Raw genomic sequence first — 20,502 nt, forward strand, 5'->3', positions numbered from 1 at the left:
TTTGACATCGGTTTGGAAGATAAGTAGTCAGACAGAATTAATTACACAATGTCATTGGGAATGGAACGAAGTGAAATGAAGCAATCGCCAGGGTTGTGATTGCTTCCCTTCGCTCGCAATGACTGTAAATATTTTTGTCCAATTACTTAATTAGGGTGTTTTTTTCCATAATCTCTTGCTTGACGAATGCGATCGCCAAGCAGAAATACTTTTTTCGGTTAATTTTCTTTAAATTTCATCTAAACTCACCCCCAAAGCCCGCAATTTCTCAGCTAGTTTGTCTGCTCGTTGTTTTTCCTGTTCTGCCCGTTGTTTCTCCTGTTCTGCTCGTTGTTTTTCCTGTTCTGCTCGTTGTTTTTCCTGTTCTGCTCTTTCCGCAAAAGTAGGAATCCAATCACCATCTTGATTATACCAACGTAGCCACAAACCTTCTGTATCCTGATATTTTCCTGACCAAACTCCTACTCCTAATTCCAATTCAGGAAACCAGAATTTTGGTTCTACCAGTTCCACTGCTTGATATTTTGTGCCACGTAATTGAAATACTCGAAGGCGATTTTCATATCTATCAAAGATCACATAATAGGGCGATCGCAAATACTGTTCATAAGCTTGCCATTTTGTCGGCGGTTTATTCGCGCTTCTTAATGTTTGTCCTAAGTCTTCTGCTTCTGTACCTGGTGATAATAATTCTACTATTAAAAATGGAGCTAATCCTTCTTGCCAAATTACATAACTCAACCGCATATCTTCTTGTTTTTCGGAAGCAGCCACACCTAAGACTAAAAACCAATCAGGTCTTTTATACCATGCAAAATGGCGCACATCATAGTATAAGTTTAAATCCGTACCAATGAACATTTCCTCCCTGGGATAAATGGGAGACTGACAGGTTTCCCGTAATAATTGCGGTTGAAAGTCATGAAATTCGTCTGGCAAACCTGGCTCCTCTGGATTTTCACTAGGTAAATCATACATGGTGGGCATGGTTTCCCAGGGTGGACGGGGATGAATTGTGGAGTCTAATTCTTCATCAATATCCTCACTGGGTAAATCATACATGGTGGGCAGGTTTTTCTGGGGAGGTGCTTCACCTTGATACATGATTCATTATCTCCTGTGCTTCATTGCCTGGAATGCCCCATAAATTATAACTTTGAATGATATTTTCGTAAACAGAGACCATCTTTGATGCTATTTTATCCCATGTATAATTATCTAGTATAAACTGCCGGGCGCAATCGCCCATTTCCTTCGATTCTTGAGGATGATCTAAGAAGTTTTCAATTGTAGCGGCGATCGCCCCTAATTGATATTTGACATTGGTTTGGAAGATAAGTAGTCAGACAGAATTAATTACACAATGTCATTGGGAATGGAACGAAGTGAAATGAAGCAATCGCCAGGGTTGTGATTGCTTCCCTTCGCTCGCAATGACTGTAAATATTTTTGTCCAATTACTTAATTAGGGTGTTTTTTTCCATAATATCCCTATTTGACGAATGCGATCGCCAAGCAGAAATACTTTTTTCGGTTAATTTTCTTTAAATTTCATCTAAATTCACCCCCAAAGCCCGCAATTTCTCAGCTAGTTTGTCTGCTCGTTGTTTTTCCTGTTCTGCTCGTTGTTTCTCCTGTTCTGCTCTTTCCGCAAAAGTAGGAATCCAATCACCATCTTGATTATACCAACGTAGCCACAAACCTTCTGTATCCTGATATTTTCCTGACCAAACTCCTACTCCTAATTCCAATTCAGGAAACCAGAATTTTGGTTCTACCAGTTCCACTGCTTGATATTTTGTGCCACGTAATTGAAATACTCGGAGGCGATTTTCATATCTATCAAAGATCACATAATAGGGCGATCGCAAATACTGTTCATAGGCTTGCCATTTTGTCGGTGGTTTATTCGCACTTCTTAATGTTTGTCCTAAATCTTCTGCTTCTGTACCTGGCGATAATAATTCCACTATTAAAAATGGAGCTACTACTTCCTGCCAAACTACATAACTCAACCGCATATCTTCTTGTTTTTCGGAAGCAGCTACACCTAAGACTAAAAACCAATCAGGTCTTTTATACCATGAATAATGACGACCATCATAGTATAAGTTTAAATCCGTACCAATGAACATTTCCTCTTGGGGATAAACGGGAGATTGACAGGTTTCCCGTAATAATTGCGGTTGAAAGTCATGAAATTCGTCTGGCAAACCTGGCTCCTCTGGATTTTCACTAGGTAAATCATACATGGTGGGCATGGTTTCCCAGGGTGGACGGGGATGAATTGTGGAGTCTAATTCTTCATCAATATCCTCACTGGGTAAATCATACATGGTGGGCAGGTTTTTCTGCGGAGGTGCTTCACTTTGATACATGATTCATTATCTCCTGTGTTTCATTGCCATCGTCAAATTACCTGTTTCTACCCCTCTTAATCCCCCGATGCTTTGGCTACGGTGTCATTGGTGTCAACTTAACGTAAAACCCATAGCCCGCCTGGGAATCAATTCCCAGTCTAATAGGTAATTGGACAAAAATATTTACAGTCATTGCGAGCGAAGGGAAGCAATCACAACCCTGGCGATTGCTTGATTTCACTTCGTTCCATTCCCAATGACATTGTGTAACTAATTCTGTCTCACTACTTAGCAAAAGTTGTCTTTTGATGACTAAAAATCCCCAGGTTACTTTAGTAAACTTTACTTATTAGCCCGGAAATATGGATTACGCCACGCTACGCTATCAAAACCAGTCGGTTTTAACCGACTTCAGCTATTAGACAGGGAATTAATTCCCTGGCTTCTTCTTACCTTACCGCGAGGTTTTATGAATTGCTCCTATGGTATCAGAGTGTCAGGATCTATACCTAATTCTTTCAGCTTGGCGGCTAGACAATCAGCCCTGGCTTTTTCCTGTTCTGCCCTAGATTTTTCCTGTTCAAGGCTTTTGCGTAGTTCTAACGGAGATAAGAAGAGATTGCCTTGATGATCATAAATATTTAGAGTTGACGCTGTTAGTTCAAACCGAATACCCAAACGAGGACTCAGCCAATGATCCATGTTTTCAATGGACATGAGTTCTTCGTTGGCTCTGGTAAAACCCATCAATTCATTAGAGTCTGGGTTATATATATAGTATTCTTCCACATCATAGCGGTTATAGAATAGCAATTTACGGCTCATTTCTTTGAGGGTATTGCCTGGAGACAAAATCTCAAACACTACTTGAGGGGCAATATTCTCTTCTTGCCATTGTCGGTATGACCCGCGATCGCCTTTGGGTCGGCCAAAGGCCACGAGGACATCGGGGGCGACACGAATATCGGGACGACCTTCAACGGGATACCACAGCAAATCTCCTGCCACAAAAACGGTCTCGTCATTGGCAAAGAGGGAGTCGAGATTTTCTTTAATCAGGACAATCCAGCGAAATTGCTTGGTGTTATCTGCCATGGGCTGACCATCACTGTCAGGATAGATTATGGTTTTGTCTAGAGCTACAGTCATTGTTCTTGCCTCCCTCTACTTAATAGTTAAGTCATTAATATTCAATTCCTTCCATATACTAGGTATATTGGTAATAAAAACTCTGGTTTCATCCTGTTCATCCTTTAATCCTTGACATCCTGATAGCGAAGCGTGGCGTTAGCCATTTCTGACAATTTACCTAACTAGCAACTTACATTAATATAAACTGCCGGGCGCGATAGCGAAGCGATCCGTAGGAATCGCCCATTTTTGAGAAGCATTATTATAGAAATTTCACAGGGACATCACTAATTTTAATCGGGAATAAATTCTGGATCGAGTAGATCATCGGCAGAAAACGGACAACTTTCAGGAAAAAGATGAGCAGGTAATTCACTTTTTTTGATGGCCTGTCTTCTGGCTTTAACATAAATTTCTGCAATTTCTTGCAAGAAATAGTTATACAACGTTTTAGACTTTAACAATAACTCAAGCTCAAATCGAAAGTTATCAATTTCATTTTGCCAACCTTTGGCACAGTATTCTTTTTCAGAGTTCCAATACTTATACAACAATAAGTGAATGAGCAATTGACGCAGGTAACTGTCAACTTTCCGCCTTTGTTCATTACCCAAACTGAGAATTTCCTCCTTTAAATGTAAAAAATCTAATTCCTCAATGCGATTATTTTCTAGTAGTTTATAGGTTTCTTCCAGCCAAAGGAAATAATCTTGTTCGTAAAGAGCATTAATGGTGTTCATGAAAGCACCTAAGTATTGTTTACTCTATTATAGTATTATAGCTGCGATAGCGAAGCGCGACCTAGAAATCGCTCTATTTTTCCAAATCGTTTTTTCAATAGTCGAGAAACCAGAGCGATCGCTTTTTAAGCTGTACTGCATTTAATGGCGTTGCTGAAACCAAGTATGAATTTGGGTGTAGAGACGTTCCTCATGTAGGAATTCTCGTCTATAAATGTTTATTACCTTGAATGATATTTTCATAAACAGAGATCATTTTTAATGATATTTTATCCCATGTATAATTATCTAATAAAAACTGCCGGGCGCGATAGCGAAGCGCTCCGTAGGAATCGCCCAGATTCTTGGCCTGTTGATCATCTTCTAGAAGTTGAATTATAGCCTTAGCTATGCTACCAACATCAATGTTCACAATTATAGCAGCTTCAGCTTCACCCGCTTCGGGAAAATTACAACCAGTGGTAATGACACAGGGTAAACCCGCAGCCATTCCTTCTAATACTGACATACTAAAACCTTCAGAATAGGAAGGGGCAACATAGATTGTAGCTGCTGCTAAGGCTGCATATTTGATATTACCTGTCAACATTCCCGTAAAGGTGACAGCATGGCTACAACCTGCTTTGATAAAGTAGCTTTGTGCAGTGGGTAAAAATCCGGTATTATCGGGACCTGCAATGATTAAATGTGTATCAGGAAATTTCTGATGTGCTTGGGCAAAGGCTGGTGCTAATAAATCTAATCCTTTTTTGGGATCAATGCGTCCTAAAAATATAATTAATCTTTTATTTTTAGTTTCTGGAAATTGCTGATAAAAAATTTCTGGGTCGGGAAGAGAGGCAAAATCTTCTCTATGAATTCCGTTGGGAACAATCACTAAAGGTGGCTTTAAATGGAGGTTTTTGATTCCTTCTGCTTCTGTGGAAGCTAACATTTGTATAGCACTAGCTTTTTGTAAGGCAGGTTTTCCTAACCAATTAAAATAAAGCTTTTTCTTGCAACTTTTATAAGCTAAAGCCCAAGGTTCTAACATTCCTCGTGGAGTTACAATGTAAGGAATTTTCGCCATTTGACATGACCAGTAGGCGGGTAAAACTGGATAAGAAAAAATAGCATTAGTATGCACTAAATCATAGTTAGTAACATTCTGAAACAACCAACTAGTTAAAGACCAAGTAAATTTATAATCTAAAAAATTCCAATAAGGAAAATATTGGATGCGATAATTTTCTTCTTGAATCCAAACCAATAGGGGAACATCTAGCGTTTTAGATCCGTTAGCATTAGTAGTGATGATATCAATACTAACTCCACTTTTGCCAATTGCTTTTGTTAAACTCAGAACACTTTTGGATGGTCCACCATAGATTTCTCCTAAAGCTGGAATAACAACTAATATTTTCATTTTTATCTATAGACTAAATTTAAAAAAGTTTAATTTTGCCACTGTTGGTGAATTTTGGTCTTAATTCATCATTTAATTTATTTACAAGTTTAAAAAGAAGTCGGGGATCTGAAAACTACAGCAAGTTGAGCTTGAGTGAAGTATACTTTGTGCGGGCAAGATGCCCGCACCACAAGAGTTTTATTATTAATATTTGTACTTCATAAGATCGGTAAATGCTGTATATCTTCATACACGGAAACCATTTTTAATGCTATTTTATCCCATGTATAATTATCTAATATAAACTGCCGGGCGCGATAGCGAAGCGCTCCGTAGGAATCGCCCAGATTCTTGGCCTGTTGATCATCTTCTAGAAGTTGAATTATAGCCTTAGCTATGCTACCAACATCAATGTTCACAATTATAGCAGCTTCAGCTTCACCCGCTTCGGGAAAATTACAACCAGTGGTAATGACACAGGGTAAACCCGCAGCCATTCCTTCTAATACTGACATACTAAAACCTTCAGAATAGGAAGGGGCAACATAGATTGTAGCTGCTGCTAAGGCTGCATATTTGATATTACCTGTCAACATTCCCGTAAAGGTGACAGCATGGCTACAACCTGCTTTGATAAAGTAGCTTTGTGCAGTGGGTAAAAATCCGGTATTATCGGGACCTGCAATGATTAAATGTGTATCAGGAAATTTCTGATGTGCTTGGGCAAAGGCTGGTGCTAATAAATCTAATCCTTTTTTGGGATCAATGCGTCCTAAAAATATAATTAATCTTTTATTTTTAGTTTCTGGAAATTGCTGATAAAAAATTTCTGGGTCGGGAAGAGAGGCAAAATCTTCTCTATGAATTCCGTTGGGAACAATCACTAAAGGTGGCTTTAAATGGAGGTTTTTGATTCCTTCTGCTTCTGTGGAAGCTAACATTTGTATAGCACTAGCTTTTTGTAAGGCAGGTTTTTCTAACCAATTAAAATAAAGCTTTTTCTTGCAACTTTTATAAGCTAAAGCCCAAGGTTCTAACATTCCTCGTGGAGTTACAATGTAAGGAATTTTCGCCATTTGACATGACCAGTAGGCGGGTAAAACTGGATAAGAAAAAATAGCATTAGTATGCACTAAATCATAGTTAGTAACATTCTGAAACAACCAACTAGTTAAAGACCAAGTAAATTTATAATCTAAAAAATTCCAATAAGGAAAATATTGGATGCGATAATTTTCTTCTTGAATCCAAACCAATAGGGGAACATCTAGCGTTTTAGATCCGTTAGCATTAGTAGTGATGATATCAATACTAACTCCACTTTTGCCAATTGCTTTTGTTAAACTCAGAACACTTTTGGATGGTCCACCATAGATTTCTCCTAAAGCTGGAATAACAACTAATATTTTCATTTTTATCTATAGACTAAATTTAAAAAAGTTTAATTTTGCCACTGTTGGTGAATTTTGGTCTTAATTCATCATTTAATTTATTTACAAGTTTAAAAAGAAGTCGGGGATCTGAAAACTACAGCAAGTTGAGCTTGAGTGAAGTATACTTTGTGCGGGCAAGATGCCCGCACCACAAGAGTTTTATTATTAATATTTGTACTTCATAAGATCGGTAAATGCTGTATATCTTCATACACGGAAACCATTTTTAATGCTATTTTATCCCATGTATAATTATCTAATATAAACTGCCGGGCGCGATAGCGAAGCGCTCCGTAGGAATCGCCCAGATTCTTGGCCTGTTGATCATCTTCTAGAAGTTGAATTATAGCCTTAGCTATGCTACCAACATCAATGTTCACAATTATAGCAGCTTCAGCTTCACCCGCTTCGGGAAAATTACAACCAGTGGTAATGACACAGGGTAAACCCGCAGCCATTCCTTCTAATACTGACATACTAAAACCTTCAGAATAGGAAGGGGCAACATAGATTGTAGCTGCTGCTAAGGCTGCATATTTGATATTACCTGTCAACATTCCCGTAAAGGTGACAGCATGGCTACAACCTGCTTTGATAAAGTAGCTTTGTGCAGTGGGTAAAAATCCGGTATTATCGGGACCTGCAATGATTAAATGTGTATCAGGAAATTTCTGATGTGCTTGGGCAAAGGCTGGTGCTAATAAATCTAATCCTTTTTTGGGATCAATGCGTCCTAAAAATATAATTAATCTTTTATTTTTAGTTTCTGGAAATTGCTGATAAAAAATTTCTGGGTCGGGAAGAGAGGCAAAATCTTCTCTATGAATTCCGTTGGGAACAATCACTAAAGGTGGCTTTAAATGGAGGTTTTTGATTCCTTCTGTTTCTGTGGAAGCTGACATTTGTATAGCACTAGCTTTTTGTAAGGCAGGTTTTTCTAACCAATTAAAATAAAGCTTTTTCTTGCAACTTTTATAAGCTAAAGCCCAAGGTTCTAACATTCCATGAGTTGTAGCAATATAAGGAATTTTGTGTAGTTGACACATCCAATAAGCAACAAGAACCGGATAGGAAAAAATAGCATGAGTATGCACTAAATTATAACTAGATACATTGTTAAATAACCATTTACTCATTGATAAAGTCAACTTATAATCTATAAAATCTAAGTAGGAAAAATATCTGACTCTATAATGGTTTTGTGTAATCCACTGATTAAGATCCACATCTAAAGTTTTTTCTCCGTTGGCATTCGTAGCTACGACATCAACATTAACACCTAATTTACCAATAGATTCTGCTAATTCAAGAACAATTTTGGATGGTCCACCATAAACATTCCCCAAAGCGGGAATAACAATTAAAATTTTCATAGATTAATCAGAATGTGTTTTCCTGTAGGCATAATTAAATAAGGAAACCTTAACGGGTGACAAGGCGGCTAAAGAGCTTGTTTCATAAGGGATAGAGCCTGAAAGCCCCGTTGAAAAAAGAGGCGTTTATGAGGCTTGAGATTGATTAAATTCAGAGCTAAATCAGCCCATAATTCCATACCATAAATCCATAGTTGTCCGTAGAGAGCAAAGCTAAAATCACTTTGACGTGGGTACTTATGAAATTCTCTGTCTGCTAACACCACAATTCGACATTTTTTTAACAACTTTATTGCCGTCTTTATTAATCTTTTCTGTGTTTGTAAATTACTATTTCCGACATGATTTAATGTTTCCCAATATAGTGGTAGGGCATGAGTACCCCATACCAATGTCACCATAAATATATTTCGCTCCTTCCACTGTGTTCTATCCAGTGCTACCATCCAATAACCATATTTTTGATACTGTTTTTTATGAAAATAACGGCGCTGTTCTCGATTCAGTTGTTTTGGTGTTAACGATTGTCTAATCCAATATTTTATCAATGGAAACCATAATAATTTTACGCAGGGTTTACCTATTCCTAAAAATCTTTGTAGATTACGTTTCCTGCTTTCATATTTAATTGGTTGGGGAAACAAGCTGGCCAATTTTGACAGTTTTACTTGGCGATGAGCCTGTATTAATAACAACAATATCTCTAATGTCAAATACTGCTGTTCACTCAAATGCTTTCGGAAAATTGTTTGATATGATTGTGGTAACATTTTTTGCTTCGGGGGCTTCTTTGTCCCTATTTTTTACTCTGACTATTTGAAGTTAAGTTTCGTTTATCTACTATCCATCTGCGTTTACCCGCTCGATTGGTGGATAAATCCATAACATATTTAAACGGAACATTTTTTAATGTTGGATGAATTTGTTGCAGTTTTTGCCTAATATTTTGTTCAATTTGAGGAATAAGCGGCTCCTTGGCAATTAGAGAAAACTCATGACCATTATCTGAAAGAATTAACTGGACATTAAAAATAGATTTTTCTTCCTTAAAGCAATGCAGAAGTGCTACACTATGAATGCTAGTTCCATCAGACAAAAAAAACATATCGTTAATGCGTCCAATTTGTTCTTCAAACGACACAATTAAACCATTCTGATTACGAACTACTCCTGTCAAAATATCTCCTTGACGGTAACGAATCAATGGCACATAACGACGATATAGAGTAGTTACCAGTGCCGAACCAGCTTCATTATCTTCAATTCCTGATTCAGCTTCTAATATATTGAGGTCAGGAAATAATGTATAAGGAGCATCATTAATTTTAAATCCTACGTGGCCAAAATCAACACCACCAAACTCTTGTAAGATTGAACAATTAAATACACTACGGAGAAGATCAAATGTGTCTTCACGAGGCGGTGGTTCAGCACAACTCATGACAAACTTTAAACCAACACGACGAAGTTCATCATGATACTCTTGAGTATACCGACATAATAAATCAAGAATGGCTGCATAGCCAATGATTCCACTTGGTTTTCTGCGAATAATGTCTTGGGCAATTTGTTTGGCTTTGATTTTGTCTAACGTATAAGCATCAACTCGATAATAGTTCAAAAACCAATCTTTTAACTTCCTCACTGAATGGTTCCAGTATCTGTGCCAACCAGTACCCAGTAGATGAGCGTGTCCCCAGATTAAATAAATCGGGCTATTAAGAGTATAACCAACCTGAATCCAAGGTACTAATTTCGCTATACGCAGAGGAACATATTCCGATTTCCATATACCAATTTGGACTGGTTGACCAGTCGAACCCGTTGTTGATACATAGGAATCTGGAGATTTTGATAATCTATGAAATTTTTCTTGATTATTTTTAATAGTCACACGATCTAGAACTGGAATCGCATAAAAATCATCCCATGAGTAAATTTTGGGAGGAGCATTACCTTTTTCGACTAATTCCCGATAATAAGGAACGTCAGACACACAATCTTCCCAGACTAATTGAATTTTAGCTAACTGAATACTGGATATTGCCGAAAAATCTAGAGTATTTAAGTGATTAAAATATCCTTGTGCTTTTTCAAAATCTTGTTTAATTCTATTAGAATAGAGCTTAATCATTGTTAGAAGGTGTTTGAAAAGTTTTGAGGGGTCAAAATTTATGCCAGTCGCCGCACCATGAGCCGGATCATGGCAATGTAAATAAAAGTCTCCGATATTTCCGGCAGAACTTCATAATCCGTGCTGTACTAGTCTTTCACAATGGAACAAGTGTAGAATGACGACTCATAGTTTCACTGTAAGTATTGAGCATCTCACTGCCAATTTTTTCGATTGAGAATGATTCTCTAATGTACTCTGCCGCAGCGTTACCGATAGTTTCTCTTAAATGTCTGTCAGACAAAAGTTCAATAACTCTCTCAGTCATTTCCTCCGTTGAATGACAAACATAGCCTTGTTTGCCATTATCAACTTCAAATCCACCAAATGCTTGCGGAAAACCTATAACTGGTAGTCCTACAGCCATAGCTTGTTGAACTTTTGTCTGCAAACCAGAGCCGCATCTTTGCGGATAGATATAGACCCAATCTTGTTGCAAAAAAGAAGCGTAATCTTCTACATATTCGATATATTTTACAAGTGGAAACTCCTGAAGCCTATCCATAAGTTTTCGATCTGGATTTTTACCAAGTATGGTAAAAGTAATACCAGGAAATTTACTAGCAATTTCAGAATAGCAGTTGTCTAAAAATTCCACAAATCCTACCGCAATATGTGAAATAGAAATAACCCCAGCACAAAGAATATTGGGATGAGATTTATCGCTGATTGGAAAGGAACGAGGCTTATTTATAGTATATTCTTCACCGACCGCGATTCCGATCTTTTTTAAAGATAATCTGGGTGATAGTGCGGACAGATATTTTCGATCTATTTCTGAAACTAAGCAAACTGTATCTATTTTACTATATTCATTTATCTCATAATTTTTTAGTAAAATCTCTTGAATCCAAAAAGAAAGCTTTTTCAGCCAGTTTTTAGATGCTAATCTAGCACTAATAGATGCCATAGAGTAAGCATCAGAACTAATTAGTAAAGTCGGAAGCGATTGTAGAAACTTTACATATTGAACCATATAAAACATATCTATATGAATTAAATCATAAGAATTATTTTCCATATGTTGAGTTAGCCAAATTTCTAATTTCTGGCTACTATATCGCCCAATTGCTGGGTGATATCCTTGCAGAATTGCTTGTAGTCTTTTCCATAAGGAACGAGAACCATGATCTTTTGAAAAAATCCAAATATTAGCTGTTTGAGGAAACTCCTTAGTTACTTTAGCTCGAACCGTTTCTTGATTTTCTCCCTCTTCAACTAACATGACCAGATCGCAACTCGCATGATTGGTGACATATTTAAGAAGATTAAAAGTCAAATTTTTGTTGCCTGAGTTAGCAGGAGCAGGGCAATAGGGCATTAGGAATAAAATACGCATAATTAATGATTGTCTTTTTAATTAATCTTATATTTTGTCAACGGCTATGTTGAATATCTTATTATTTCTCTGGCTATTGTTCATTTTGAAGATAGTATTAATTTCAGGGAAATTATTTCTCCTGCTATAGTTATTACAAATGTTATTACCAAATATACAAATAAAGTTATAAAATTACCTTCACTGATAAAAAGGCATCCAAACATTGCTAACTGAACTAAAACTAATGGTTTAATAATTAACGAAGAGTCCAAGAAAAAGTGAAATAATTTGTCCCAAAGAATAACAAATAAGAATAACCCCAACCCGACAGCACAATCATTTACAAAAATAAAATACAGTGCTGCCGTAGTGTGTTATTTTTGACAGATAAGCTAAGGATTTCCTTCATGCAGAAAGTGTGATAGAAAAGAATGCCACAAGTCTCGTAAAACAGGCAATGGAATCTATTCGTTTTATAGATGTTATTTCTTGGACTGAATCTATTTTTGGTTCTTGAGCGATCGCTTAACTTTTCGTTCAACTTGAATTACAGTGAGGATATCTTGAGGTTGTGTCAAAAGAATAACTACAGATAGCAAATATCGGACGAAACCTTTAGCAAGATCAGCAATGCTTTGACGTGGGTACACTAGAAAATACCGAACAGTTAGATATCTCCCATAAGTTTGCCAAAGAGTGGGATATTTTCTTTGGAAAAACTTCTGGTAGTATTCATCACTTAATCGAGTTTTAGGAATAAAGTGTTGAAACCTCATCTCTGAGTCATACCATATGTGATAGCCTGAGAATATATACCAAGCACTAATCTCTCCATCGTCTCCGGATGTCAGGACATCCCCCTTTCTGCCACTTACTAATGGCTTTATGCCCGCCTCGTAGATAGATTTTAACACTTGAACTCTAAAGGACATACCAGCACCCCATACAAAGCCACGATCAGTTATATCTCCGGTTTCAGGTGCTTGGATACCAACGGCGAAGGCAGAAGACTTGGTATAGAACCAAGCAGGCCCATTATCTTCTAACACGGGAGTACTGCAGCCACCGATTAATCCCATCTGTGGCTTAGTATTAAAAATCTTAACAACCTTTATCAAGTAATCTGGGGATAACCAGTTGTCATCATCGCAGAAAACTCCGTAAGTATAACTGGCTGATAAGACTCCGCTGCGACGAGCATACGCTAACCCCGGTGTTGGTTCAAAAATTACTTTTAGAGGGAAAGGACTACCACAACTCAACCAAGTATCCTTAACAACTATATCTAGATTGTCGGTACTTGCATTGTTGACCACAATAATTTCACACGAAATTTGGTCATCAAGAATTTGCAGGGCTAAGTGTTGTAAAGTTTTCTGAATGCGAGTTGCTGAATTGTAACAACAAATAATCACACTGACCCCAGATTTAAGGCTCACAGAGCTTGACGTAGAATCACTTAGTTGATTTGCTTGCATTACTTTCTATTAATTAAGCTAGAACAAATATTCAAAAACATTCTCGTAGCAGATCTAATTGAAATACCTCTTTCATTCAACATTTTTTGGTAATAAGTGGGAACCAGATATTGCATCATTTGTGGATGAATCACTGGAAGCAATCGGGGCTCTTTTCCAGCTTTAATTTGACATTTACGCGCAATAAATATGTTATTTCTATACCAAGGCTCAATGTCTAACTCATTCCAAATTTTCCATCGGATGGAATCATCACAAAAAAAGCCATACTCATTAAACTTAGCCTGCCAATAGGCAGGCCACTGCAAATTCACATGATGTTGACCAGGTTGTCCGGGGATAGCAGCAGAAAATACTATAGTATCGGATAGGTCAACTAGGTTTTTAATGAAATTAGTTGCATCCCTTTCGTCTAAGTGTTCAGCGACTTCAAGGCATAAAGCGACGCTATATTTTTCAGAAAACAAATGGGAAATAGAATAATCCTCAGATAAATCAGTAATAAATATATATTCCTCACCAATCATAAGATGTTCTGCTTGTATTCCATCAACACCTTGAATTTTTGGTACTCCATGTGCTGCGGCCGCGGCTAGCCAAAAACCAGCTCCACATCCTATGTCTATTAGGCTACTTGGTGTTGGTAAATAATCACCGAATATAAGGTTAAACCCTTTTTCAGCACCGGCATTACTGTGAGTGTTTTTGCTATGATCATAGTCTACTACTTGTTTCATATTTAGCATTATATTACTGAGTTATTAAACGAAGATGGATCAAAGAGAAATTGCAAGAATGATAATTTTATAACATCTCTGGGGATAAAGCTGATAAGAGATGCCGCCAATCATTCAAATTATTTAAGTTGGGCTATCTTAAAATAAGTTAACCAAATCACTTTTTTGTGATGTATTCTTCACAAACTTTTGCTATGCCTTTAGCTACTGGCATAATTGAGGAAACAAAATCCTTTCTTTCTTCCTTTTGTGCTGTCAATATCTGCTGATATTTGCTTTTCGATGTATAAAGTTCTTGCAAAAGAAGGAGAATACGATTGATATAATCGTCATCCAGTGAAAACGTGCCAGTGTATGGAAACCTCACCCCAATATCCTCTTTCCTGGCAATCGTCACACAGACGCAATCGTTAAAGATTAATTCGTCAGTAACTGTTGAACTGAATGAAATTCCTATTTTTGGAACGCTTTCCCATAGTGGTTGAGACACCAATAACTCTGGAAATTCTAATGCGGCTCTTGAAACAATTTTAGATACATAATAGGGATGTGGTTTAACTTTAACCTGCTGTGTTCCAAAACTATTGATAATAGAGTTTATTAATGAGTTTGACCAGAGAGACAGATCAGATTCATATATAATAATTTTATCTGTAGAACAGGTTGTCTTTGAATGATATCTTGCATGCCACAAAGGGGCGTTTAATGATCTATAAGTATGCTGGTTACCAAATTTTCTCTGGCAGAACTCAACCGTTGACTGATTCCAGACTAAAAGTATAGAGGCTGGCCACTCATGAAATCGTCGTGATGAACTGCCATCGCCGTAATCTACGTCGGTATCCAAGTAATAATCGCCGTGCTGGATAGCCAAGGTAGGTACGCGTAGACTGTTCGCCGCCACAACAAAGGCATAACAGGAATCATATTTTATTGATATTACTAGTCTTGGTTGAGAATCTTCAAAAAAGCTCACCATTGCTGAAAATGTTGTGTAAAATTTATACCAAGTCCACGGTCGCCTTTTAGATAACGGGACTTTTCTCTTGATCATTTGGGCAATGAAATGTCTTAAATACTTCATTCTCCAAGTTTGTTTGCCTTTCGTTAATTCTTCTATTCGAGTTGGATAGTATGACTTGAACCGTGATTCTTCTGCCTTGGTTGAGCCTGGTCCAAGAATTGTTAGTATCGATATATTATTGATACTAAGCTCTTTATAAATTTCATCATATATGCGAGCATAATCCTCCCTGAACCCAGAAGAATCTATAAATAGTATGCAAAGTGGTTCAAACTTTTTTTCTATTTTTAGCTGATTGCCGCATTTATCGTAAACTGATGGCTTCATTATTTTTCCTCAATGTTTTGTTATTCCAGTATTTTTATGATGATCACAAATAAAAGCATAAATGGTAATATAATATACTATAAAATCATATTGTTGGGTCACAAAAAGTAAATTATCCGTGAACGATCTTAAAATAAGTGTGATCAAAATTAACCAGAGTAATTTATTACGATTAAACAGTTTAACCACAGCCCGTAGCATTAAAAATACAAATATAATGCCTGCCATTCCAGAATAAGCATGTAAGTTTATGAACGAGTTGTGATAATTTAACTTAAAATTAATAATACTTAAATCATATCTTGGATCTGTTCCAAAAAGAAATCTTGTCATATTCATTTGAATAATGTAATTACTCAATATATACTCTCGACCATCACGATCCGATAACCCGCGGGTCTCTAGACGATTGAAATAACGACTAATATCATATATTGTGTTCACAATATCGCTTCTGTTAATAAGAAAAAACATGAATAAAATACCGATAAAAGTGATAAAAATATAGAATTTAGCATTTTTCTTGTTTTCATAGAAAGTTAATAACAAGATGCCAATGAGTAAAATAAAGCTAGAGATAATACCAGACCTACCGTATGACATAACTGAGAAAATGACAGTCATTATCGCAGGTAAAACTGGTATTTTTAAACGTGCTTTGTCACTAACTATATAAATAATTGCAGAGTAAACAATCAATAGCCAAGAAACTGTATTGCGACTTGCATATAAAAAGATTGCATTAGGGTCTATTCGATTGTAAAAGTAATATGTAAAGAAAGCAACCACAAATCCAAATAATAAATAAGTGAATGGTAATACAAAACCTGCTAAGGGTCTTCGTAGTAAAAATAAAGCTACACCAGTCTGTGATAATAAGTTAACTGAAGCTGCTCTTAGTAACGGGATATTGTTCTCTAGCATAGAGAGAATAAATCCTAATAATAAAATCCCAGTTACTTGATAAACAAATTCATACCGTCTATTGAAGAAAATAGTTTCAGTGATAAAAAATAATAATCCTATTATAATAAGAAAATATTGGGTAATAAACACTCCACCATTTGCTCTTTGGATATAATTTATCAATCCAACCACAAGATAAAGGCAAAATAAACCACTTAATAAGGTATTTAGGAAAAATATTGCCCTGGTCTCACTGTGATATTCAAAATCTAGTTTCATAATACCTTCTGATACACTATCAATTAACTTGGAACCCACATTCCGCAGATACTAAAGCAAATTTAGGAATTAAAAATTTAGAGAAGCAATAAAATTCCCTCTAGGAAGAAAAAGAGGAGGGGTGTATGTTAAATGAAATAATTGCCATTTATGCTATCACAGATGACTTGTTGAAAGTGATTGGGCATGATGAAGATAGTCGTAGAATTGTGAGTGATGCAGAAATTATCACAACGGCTGTGTGTGCAGCGATGTTTTTTAGTGGCAATCATAGTAAAGCTTGCACTTATATGAAAGCACACAGACGAAAAGATACTTCTATGGCGTGCGAGTTCAATTATTAACTCAAGTTGCTAGTTATCTCGTTGAGGCTGGTAATAGGTAATTGGTAATAAAAGCTCTGGTTTCATCCTGTTCATCCTTTAATCGGTGGACATTATCTTGACTTCCCTCGATAACCACCTGATTCTGACAATTTACCTAACTAGTACAGCACGGCGTAAGTGAATAAACCATTTTCAAGCCTTGTAATCAATAGACATCTCCAAAAATTAAAGATGCTTGATCTGAAAACCCTGTAGAGACGTTCCATGGAACGTCTCTACAATCTTTTTTGGAGATGTCTAATCAAATTTTTGGAGCTTTTAATGGTCATGCTATTTACGCCCTAGTGTACTAGCTGAGAGGAATGTTTCCAGACTCTGAATTTTGTTGCAACCAATTTTCTAGTTGATTTATCTCAGTGAGATCGAGTAACTCTGTTGCTAGTTCTTCTAGTTGAGTAATTGATAAGCGATTAATTTTGAGGCTGAAATCAGATGATAAAGTCCCAAAACGACGGTCAATTAATTTCCATACCAATTTACAACTTTCTTGCTGCAAACCTTGCTGCAAACCTTCTTTTAAGATTTGTTGATACCAAGGAGACTCTCTCAATATGGTCATATCCCACCTCATTATTTGTTGAACTAAGGGTATATCCAGGACAAAACCCGCAAAAAATGATAATAATGGCTCTAAATCTGTTAAAGTTTCATTAGCTCGTAATTCAATTACTGCTTGCCTGACAATACTCTCATTTCCTCCTCCTTTTAATATTGGCACAAAAGGCAATAAACTTGATAAGTTATGCTCAAAAACTAAATTAACATCTAATTCCCACAGATTAATAACATGATAGTTTTGATAAGTTTTAATTCCCATAAATTCCGTTTCATAGCAGTTAGGAATTATTTCTGTTTGAGAATTAGGTAGAATGTTAAGCAATACGGGATAAACCGGTAAATTATAGTTTTCTTTGGCTAAGGCTGTATAAGCATAAATTCTTACGGGTACTTGCTTGTTGTAACGCAATTGTAACTCATTTAGAATTAAAAATTCTCCGTCCTTGGGACTAGAGACTTTAATTAATACATCATTTTCTCTTGCTACCCATTGAAAATCGGAACTAATAATCTCTTTGACTGTTAAATCAGGGTTATTAGTTAACCAACGTACCCATTGCTCAGGTGCTAAACTAATTAGGCGTTTACCGCCAATATCTGCTTTTTTCTTGGTCATTTGTCTGATCTATAAATTTAAGATTCCATCCCATGACACACTCCTCCCGCAATCAGCCATCTTGAATATGCTCCCAACACAGTTCACAAGAAGGGCTTCTGGGGAGGGACTGAGATCTATAAGACCATCAAAGCCCAACTCCTAAACAAAAATCTAAAAGCTATTAAACGCATAGCGTGGCGTTACCTAACTAGCAACTTACATTATTACATTAACAATTCCCACTTTACTGGTGTTCCCGCTTGAACATCTACTTTGATTTTTTTCCCTAATAAAAGATTGTAGTATTTGGGGGGTAAACCTTGTCCGGGACGAATAGCTCTTAAATTGTCTGGGGTTAGTATATCACCTGATTGCATATTTTGGGCTATGTAAAGACTGCGCCTAAATATTAAAGATTTCTGTTCGGCTGCGGTGACTCCATAGCTAATTTTACCCATAGCTTGCCATGCTCTTTCTGTTTCTATAACTAATTGTTTCATTTCTTGCGGTTCCATTGAAAAAGCCGCATCTACACCACCATCGGCGCGGTTAAGTGTGAAATGTTTTTCGATTACTGTAGCACCTAATGCTACACTGGCAACGGCTACACCAATTCCCAGGGTATGATCGGATAAGCCAACCTGGATATCATCAAATAAATCTCTGAGGTGGGGAATGGTGAGTAAGTTTGTGTCTTTGGGTGTTGATGGGTAACTGCTGGTACATTTAAGTAAAATTAGGTTTTGACAACCTGCTTGTTTGGCGGTGGTTATTGTTTCATCTAATTCGGCGATCGCTGCCATACCGGTGGAAATGATGATAGGCTTTCCTGTACTGGCAACTTTGCGAATTAGTGGTAAATCGGTGTTTTCAAAGGAGGCTATTTTGTAAAAGGGAACATCTAGGGATTCTAGGAAATCTACTGCGGTAAAGTCAAAGGGTGTGCTAAACCCGATGATACCTAATTCCCGACAGCGATCGAATATTGGTTTATGCCATTCCCAAGGGGTATATGCTTGTTGATAAAGTTCAAATAAAGATTTACCATACCACAAGCTTTTAGGATCATTAATAAAAAACTCGTCTCGATCTAAGTCGAGGGTCATGGTATCTGCTGTATAAGTTTGGATTTTGAGGGCGTGAACTCCTGTTTTGGCAGCTATTTCGACAATTTCCAAGGCTCTTTCTAAGGATTGGTTATGATTCCCTGACATTTCGGCAATGATAAATGGGGGATGATTGTTACCAATTTTTCTATCTTGAATCTCTATTGTCTTCATGATCACTCTGCTATCTGAGATAAGTTATTGATGTATTAGTTTACATCTGACTACAAAAACTACAACATAATTATTAATCACATTATTTATTCCTAAATACGATTTTAGCTATATCATTTTTATTATGTAACCAATTTTCTTGAAATAAGGCTAAACAAATAACATCTTGATATTCAAGATTCTTATAGATGTGTTTCTTAAAACATCCTTCTTCTTGGAAGGAGAATTTTTTATGAAGTTTTAAAGACTTATTGTTAAAACTTAAAACTTCACTACAAACTTTTCTAATATCAACAATTTCAAAAATATATTCCATACTAATAAAACTTAAAGCACCTCCACCACCTAAAGGAGTTGCAGTTTCCCCCAAATAAAATCCCCAGTAACACTTATTATTATTTTTATCTATATTTATAAAGTTAACCAACCCAATAGGATGATTTTGAAATTCACAGATTAAATAGTCAACGGTTGGCTCATCTTTTATTTTTTTAAACCAAGTTTGATGTTCTTCAAGACTGATAATATGATCTGTATACATATTAGCTCTGACTCTCTCTGAATTACGCCAACTTAATACCATTTCCAAATCAGATTCTTGTAGAGGTCTTAGTTGATAATCTTCACGTTTAGCCATATTAAATAATCCCTTTGATTATATTTCCTGATTTAATACTTCTGCCCAAATCATCTAAGAGGTGAACGCAGATAAACGCAGATGAACGCGGATAATTTTTGTCAGAATCAGGATATCCAGGATTTGAGGATGTACAGGATGTAATTGCTCATTTGTTTGTTGGTGGTTAATGTTGTAATTGTCTTAATCAGAATAAACAAAATAATCCCCAAATTTCCACCAACAATTATTAAATAACATCCTGTAAATCCTTTAATCCTGGTTATCCTGATTCTGACAAAAAAACTCTAGATGTACAGGATGTAATTGCTCATTTGTTTGTTGGTTAATGTTGTAATTGTCTTAATCAGAATTTTTCAACCACCCTCTAGCGT

The 20,502-nt window shown here is 36.5% G+C and carries 17 protein-coding genes and 1 pseudogene; 1 reads left to right on the forward strand and 17 read right to left on the reverse strand.

All coding sequences use genetic code 11. The features are described from left to right. Nucleotides 1-228: 228 nt before the first annotated feature. From NG743_RS17025 to NG743_RS17090, 14 genes are all read right to left on the reverse strand, one after another. Nucleotides 229-1,104: a Uma2 family endonuclease gene (locus tag NG743_RS17025; RefSeq protein ID WP_257120502.1), complete on the reverse strand. Its 876-nt coding sequence runs from the start codon at nt 1,102-1,104 to the stop codon at nt 229-231. Nucleotides 1,105-1,544: 440 nt separating this feature from the next. Further along, complete coding sequence (locus tag NG743_RS17030; protein ID WP_257120503.1) at nt 1,545-2,378, reverse strand: Uma2 family endonuclease; 834 nt, start codon at nt 2,376-2,378, stop codon at nt 1,545-1,547. 462 nt (nt 2,379-2,840) lie between these two features. Beyond that, on the reverse strand, nt 2,841-3,509 hold the full coding sequence (locus NG743_RS17035; protein ID WP_257120504.1) for a Uma2 family endonuclease: 669 nt from the start codon (nt 3,507-3,509) through the stop codon (nt 2,841-2,843). A gap of 275 nt (nt 3,510-3,784) precedes the next feature. Then, nucleotides 3,785-4,231, reverse strand: coding sequence for a DUF29 domain-containing protein (locus NG743_RS17040; RefSeq protein WP_027402573.1), 447 nt, complete (start codon nt 4,229-4,231; stop codon nt 3,785-3,787). A 208-nt stretch (nt 4,232-4,439) separates the two neighbouring features. Then, a complete protein-coding gene (locus NG743_RS17045) occupies nt 4,440-5,636 on the reverse strand; it encodes a glycosyltransferase (RefSeq protein ID WP_257120505.1) in 1,197 nt (398 codons plus the stop codon). A 200-nt stretch (nt 5,637-5,836) separates the two neighbouring features. Next, the gene (locus NG743_RS17050) at nt 5,837-7,030 is read right to left on the reverse strand and encodes a glycosyltransferase (protein ID WP_257120506.1); all 1,194 of its coding nucleotides are present in this window, start codon (nt 7,028-7,030) and stop codon (nt 5,837-5,839) included. Between the two features lie 200 nt (nt 7,031-7,230). Beyond that, entirely contained in the window at nt 7,231-8,424 is a 1,194-nt protein-coding gene (locus NG743_RS17055) for a glycosyltransferase (RefSeq protein WP_257120507.1), read from the reverse strand. A gap of 68 nt (nt 8,425-8,492) precedes the next feature. Continuing rightward, on the reverse strand, nt 8,493-9,194 hold the full coding sequence (locus NG743_RS17060) for a hypothetical protein (protein WP_257120508.1): 702 nt from the start codon (nt 9,192-9,194) through the stop codon (nt 8,493-8,495). Nucleotides 9,195-9,220: 26 nt separating this feature from the next. Next, on the reverse strand, nt 9,221-10,558 hold the full coding sequence (locus NG743_RS17065) for a phenylacetate--CoA ligase family protein (protein ID WP_257120509.1): 1,338 nt from the start codon (nt 10,556-10,558) through the stop codon (nt 9,221-9,223). A 136-nt stretch (nt 10,559-10,694) separates the two neighbouring features. Continuing rightward, nucleotides 10,695-11,936 carry a glycosyltransferase family 4 protein gene (locus NG743_RS17070; protein ID WP_257120510.1) on the reverse strand — a complete coding sequence of 414 codons (1,242 nt, stop codon included), beginning with the start codon at nt 11,934-11,936 and terminating at the stop codon, nt 10,695-10,697. 482 nt (nt 11,937-12,418) lie between these two features. After that, entirely contained in the window at nt 12,419-13,333 is a 915-nt protein-coding gene (locus tag NG743_RS17075; RefSeq protein WP_257120511.1) for a glycosyltransferase, read from the reverse strand. 62 nt (nt 13,334-13,395) lie between these two features. Beyond that, nucleotides 13,396-14,133, reverse strand: a complete 738-nt coding sequence (locus NG743_RS17080) for a methyltransferase domain-containing protein (protein WP_257120512.1) — start codon at nt 14,131-14,133, stop codon at nt 13,396-13,398. A gap of 157 nt (nt 14,134-14,290) precedes the next feature. Then, nucleotides 14,291-15,484 (reverse strand): hypothetical protein, encoded by a 1,194-nt coding sequence (locus tag NG743_RS17085; RefSeq protein ID WP_257120513.1) that lies wholly within the window; start codon nt 15,482-15,484, stop codon nt 14,291-14,293. Nucleotides 15,485-15,493: 9 nt separating this feature from the next. Further along, the gene (locus NG743_RS17090) at nt 15,494-16,669 is read right to left on the reverse strand and encodes a hypothetical protein (protein WP_257120514.1); all 1,176 of its coding nucleotides are present in this window, start codon (nt 16,667-16,669) and stop codon (nt 15,494-15,496) included. Nucleotides 16,670-16,794: 125 nt separating this feature from the next. On the opposite strand from NG743_RS17090, the pseudogene NG743_RS17095 reads away from it, so the two are divergent. Next, nucleotides 16,795-16,974 (forward strand): annotated as a pseudogene (locus NG743_RS17095) (IS982 family transposase); the annotation flags it as partial. Nucleotides 16,975-17,344: 370 nt separating this feature from the next. Here the strand turns inward: NG743_RS17095 and NG743_RS17100 are convergent. The 3 genes from NG743_RS17100 to pseH all read right to left on the reverse strand — a co-directional run bounded on the left by NG743_RS17100 (nt 17,345) and on the right by pseH (nt 20,128). Further along, nucleotides 17,345-18,229: a DUF4351 domain-containing protein gene (locus NG743_RS17100; protein WP_257120516.1), complete on the reverse strand. Its 885-nt coding sequence runs from the start codon at nt 18,227-18,229 to the stop codon at nt 17,345-17,347. Between the two features lie 206 nt (nt 18,230-18,435). Next, entirely contained in the window at nt 18,436-19,491 is a 1,056-nt protein-coding gene (gene pseI, locus NG743_RS17105) for a pseudaminic acid synthase (RefSeq protein WP_053538104.1), read from the reverse strand. An 82-nt stretch (nt 19,492-19,573) separates the two neighbouring features. Beyond that, on the reverse strand, nt 19,574-20,128 hold the full coding sequence (pseH, locus tag NG743_RS17110; RefSeq protein WP_257120517.1) for a UDP-4-amino-4,6-dideoxy-N-acetyl-beta-L-altrosamine N-acetyltransferase: 555 nt from the start codon (nt 20,126-20,128) through the stop codon (nt 19,574-19,576). Between the last annotated feature and the right edge of the window lie 374 nt (nt 20,129-20,502).

The organism is Dolichospermum heterosporum TAC447 (assembly GCF_024584745.1).
GTDB lineage: Bacteria > Cyanobacteriota > Cyanobacteriia > Cyanobacteriales > Nostocaceae > Dolichospermum > Dolichospermum heterosporum.

What these genes read in the sequence shown, in the direction of transcription:
- NG743_RS17025 (WP_257120502.1), bottom strand. Translation starts at nt 1,104, where the DNA reads ATGTATCAAGGTGAAGCACCTCCCCAGAAAAACCTGCCCACCATGTAT.
- NG743_RS17030 (WP_257120503.1), bottom strand. Translation starts at nt 2,378, where the DNA reads ATGTATCAAAGTGAAGCACCTCCGCAGAAAAACCTGCCCACCATGTAT.
- NG743_RS17035 (WP_257120504.1), bottom strand. Translation starts at nt 3,509, where the DNA reads ATGACTGTAGCTCTAGACAAAACCATAATCTATCCTGACAGTGATGGT.
- NG743_RS17040 (WP_027402573.1), bottom strand. Translation starts at nt 4,231, where the DNA reads ATGAACACCATTAATGCTCTTTACGAACAAGATTATTTCCTTTGGCTG.
- NG743_RS17045 (WP_257120505.1), bottom strand. Translation starts at nt 5,636, where the DNA reads ATGAAAATATTAGTTGTTATTCCAGCTTTAGGAGAAATCTATGGTGGA.
- NG743_RS17050 (WP_257120506.1), bottom strand. Translation starts at nt 7,030, where the DNA reads ATGAAAATATTAGTTGTTATTCCAGCTTTAGGAGAAATCTATGGTGGA.
- NG743_RS17055 (WP_257120507.1), bottom strand. Translation starts at nt 8,424, where the DNA reads ATGAAAATTTTAATTGTTATTCCCGCTTTGGGGAATGTTTATGGTGGA.
- NG743_RS17060 (WP_257120508.1), bottom strand. Translation starts at nt 9,194, where the DNA reads ATGTTACCACAATCATATCAAACAATTTTCCGAAAGCATTTGAGTGAA.
- NG743_RS17065 (WP_257120509.1), bottom strand. Translation starts at nt 10,558, where the DNA reads ATGATTAAGCTCTATTCTAATAGAATTAAACAAGATTTTGAAAAAGCA.
- NG743_RS17070 (WP_257120510.1), bottom strand. Translation starts at nt 11,936, where the DNA reads ATGCGTATTTTATTCCTAATGCCCTATTGCCCTGCTCCTGCTAACTCA.
- NG743_RS17080 (WP_257120512.1), bottom strand. Translation starts at nt 14,133, where the DNA reads ATGAAACAAGTAGTAGACTATGATCATAGCAAAAACACTCACAGTAAT.
- NG743_RS17085 (WP_257120513.1), bottom strand. Translation starts at nt 15,484, where the DNA reads ATGAAGCCATCAGTTTACGATAAATGCGGCAATCAGCTAAAAATAGAA.
- NG743_RS17090 (WP_257120514.1), bottom strand. Translation starts at nt 16,669, where the DNA reads ATGAAACTAGATTTTGAATATCACAGTGAGACCAGGGCAATATTTTTC.
- NG743_RS17100 (WP_257120516.1), bottom strand. Translation starts at nt 18,229, where the DNA reads ATGACCAAGAAAAAAGCAGATATTGGCGGTAAACGCCTAATTAGTTTA.
- pseI (WP_053538104.1), bottom strand. Translation starts at nt 19,491, where the DNA reads ATGAAGACAATAGAGATTCAAGATAGAAAAATTGGTAACAATCATCCC.
- pseH (WP_257120517.1), bottom strand. Translation starts at nt 20,128, where the DNA reads ATGGCTAAACGTGAAGATTATCAACTAAGACCTCTACAAGAATCTGAT.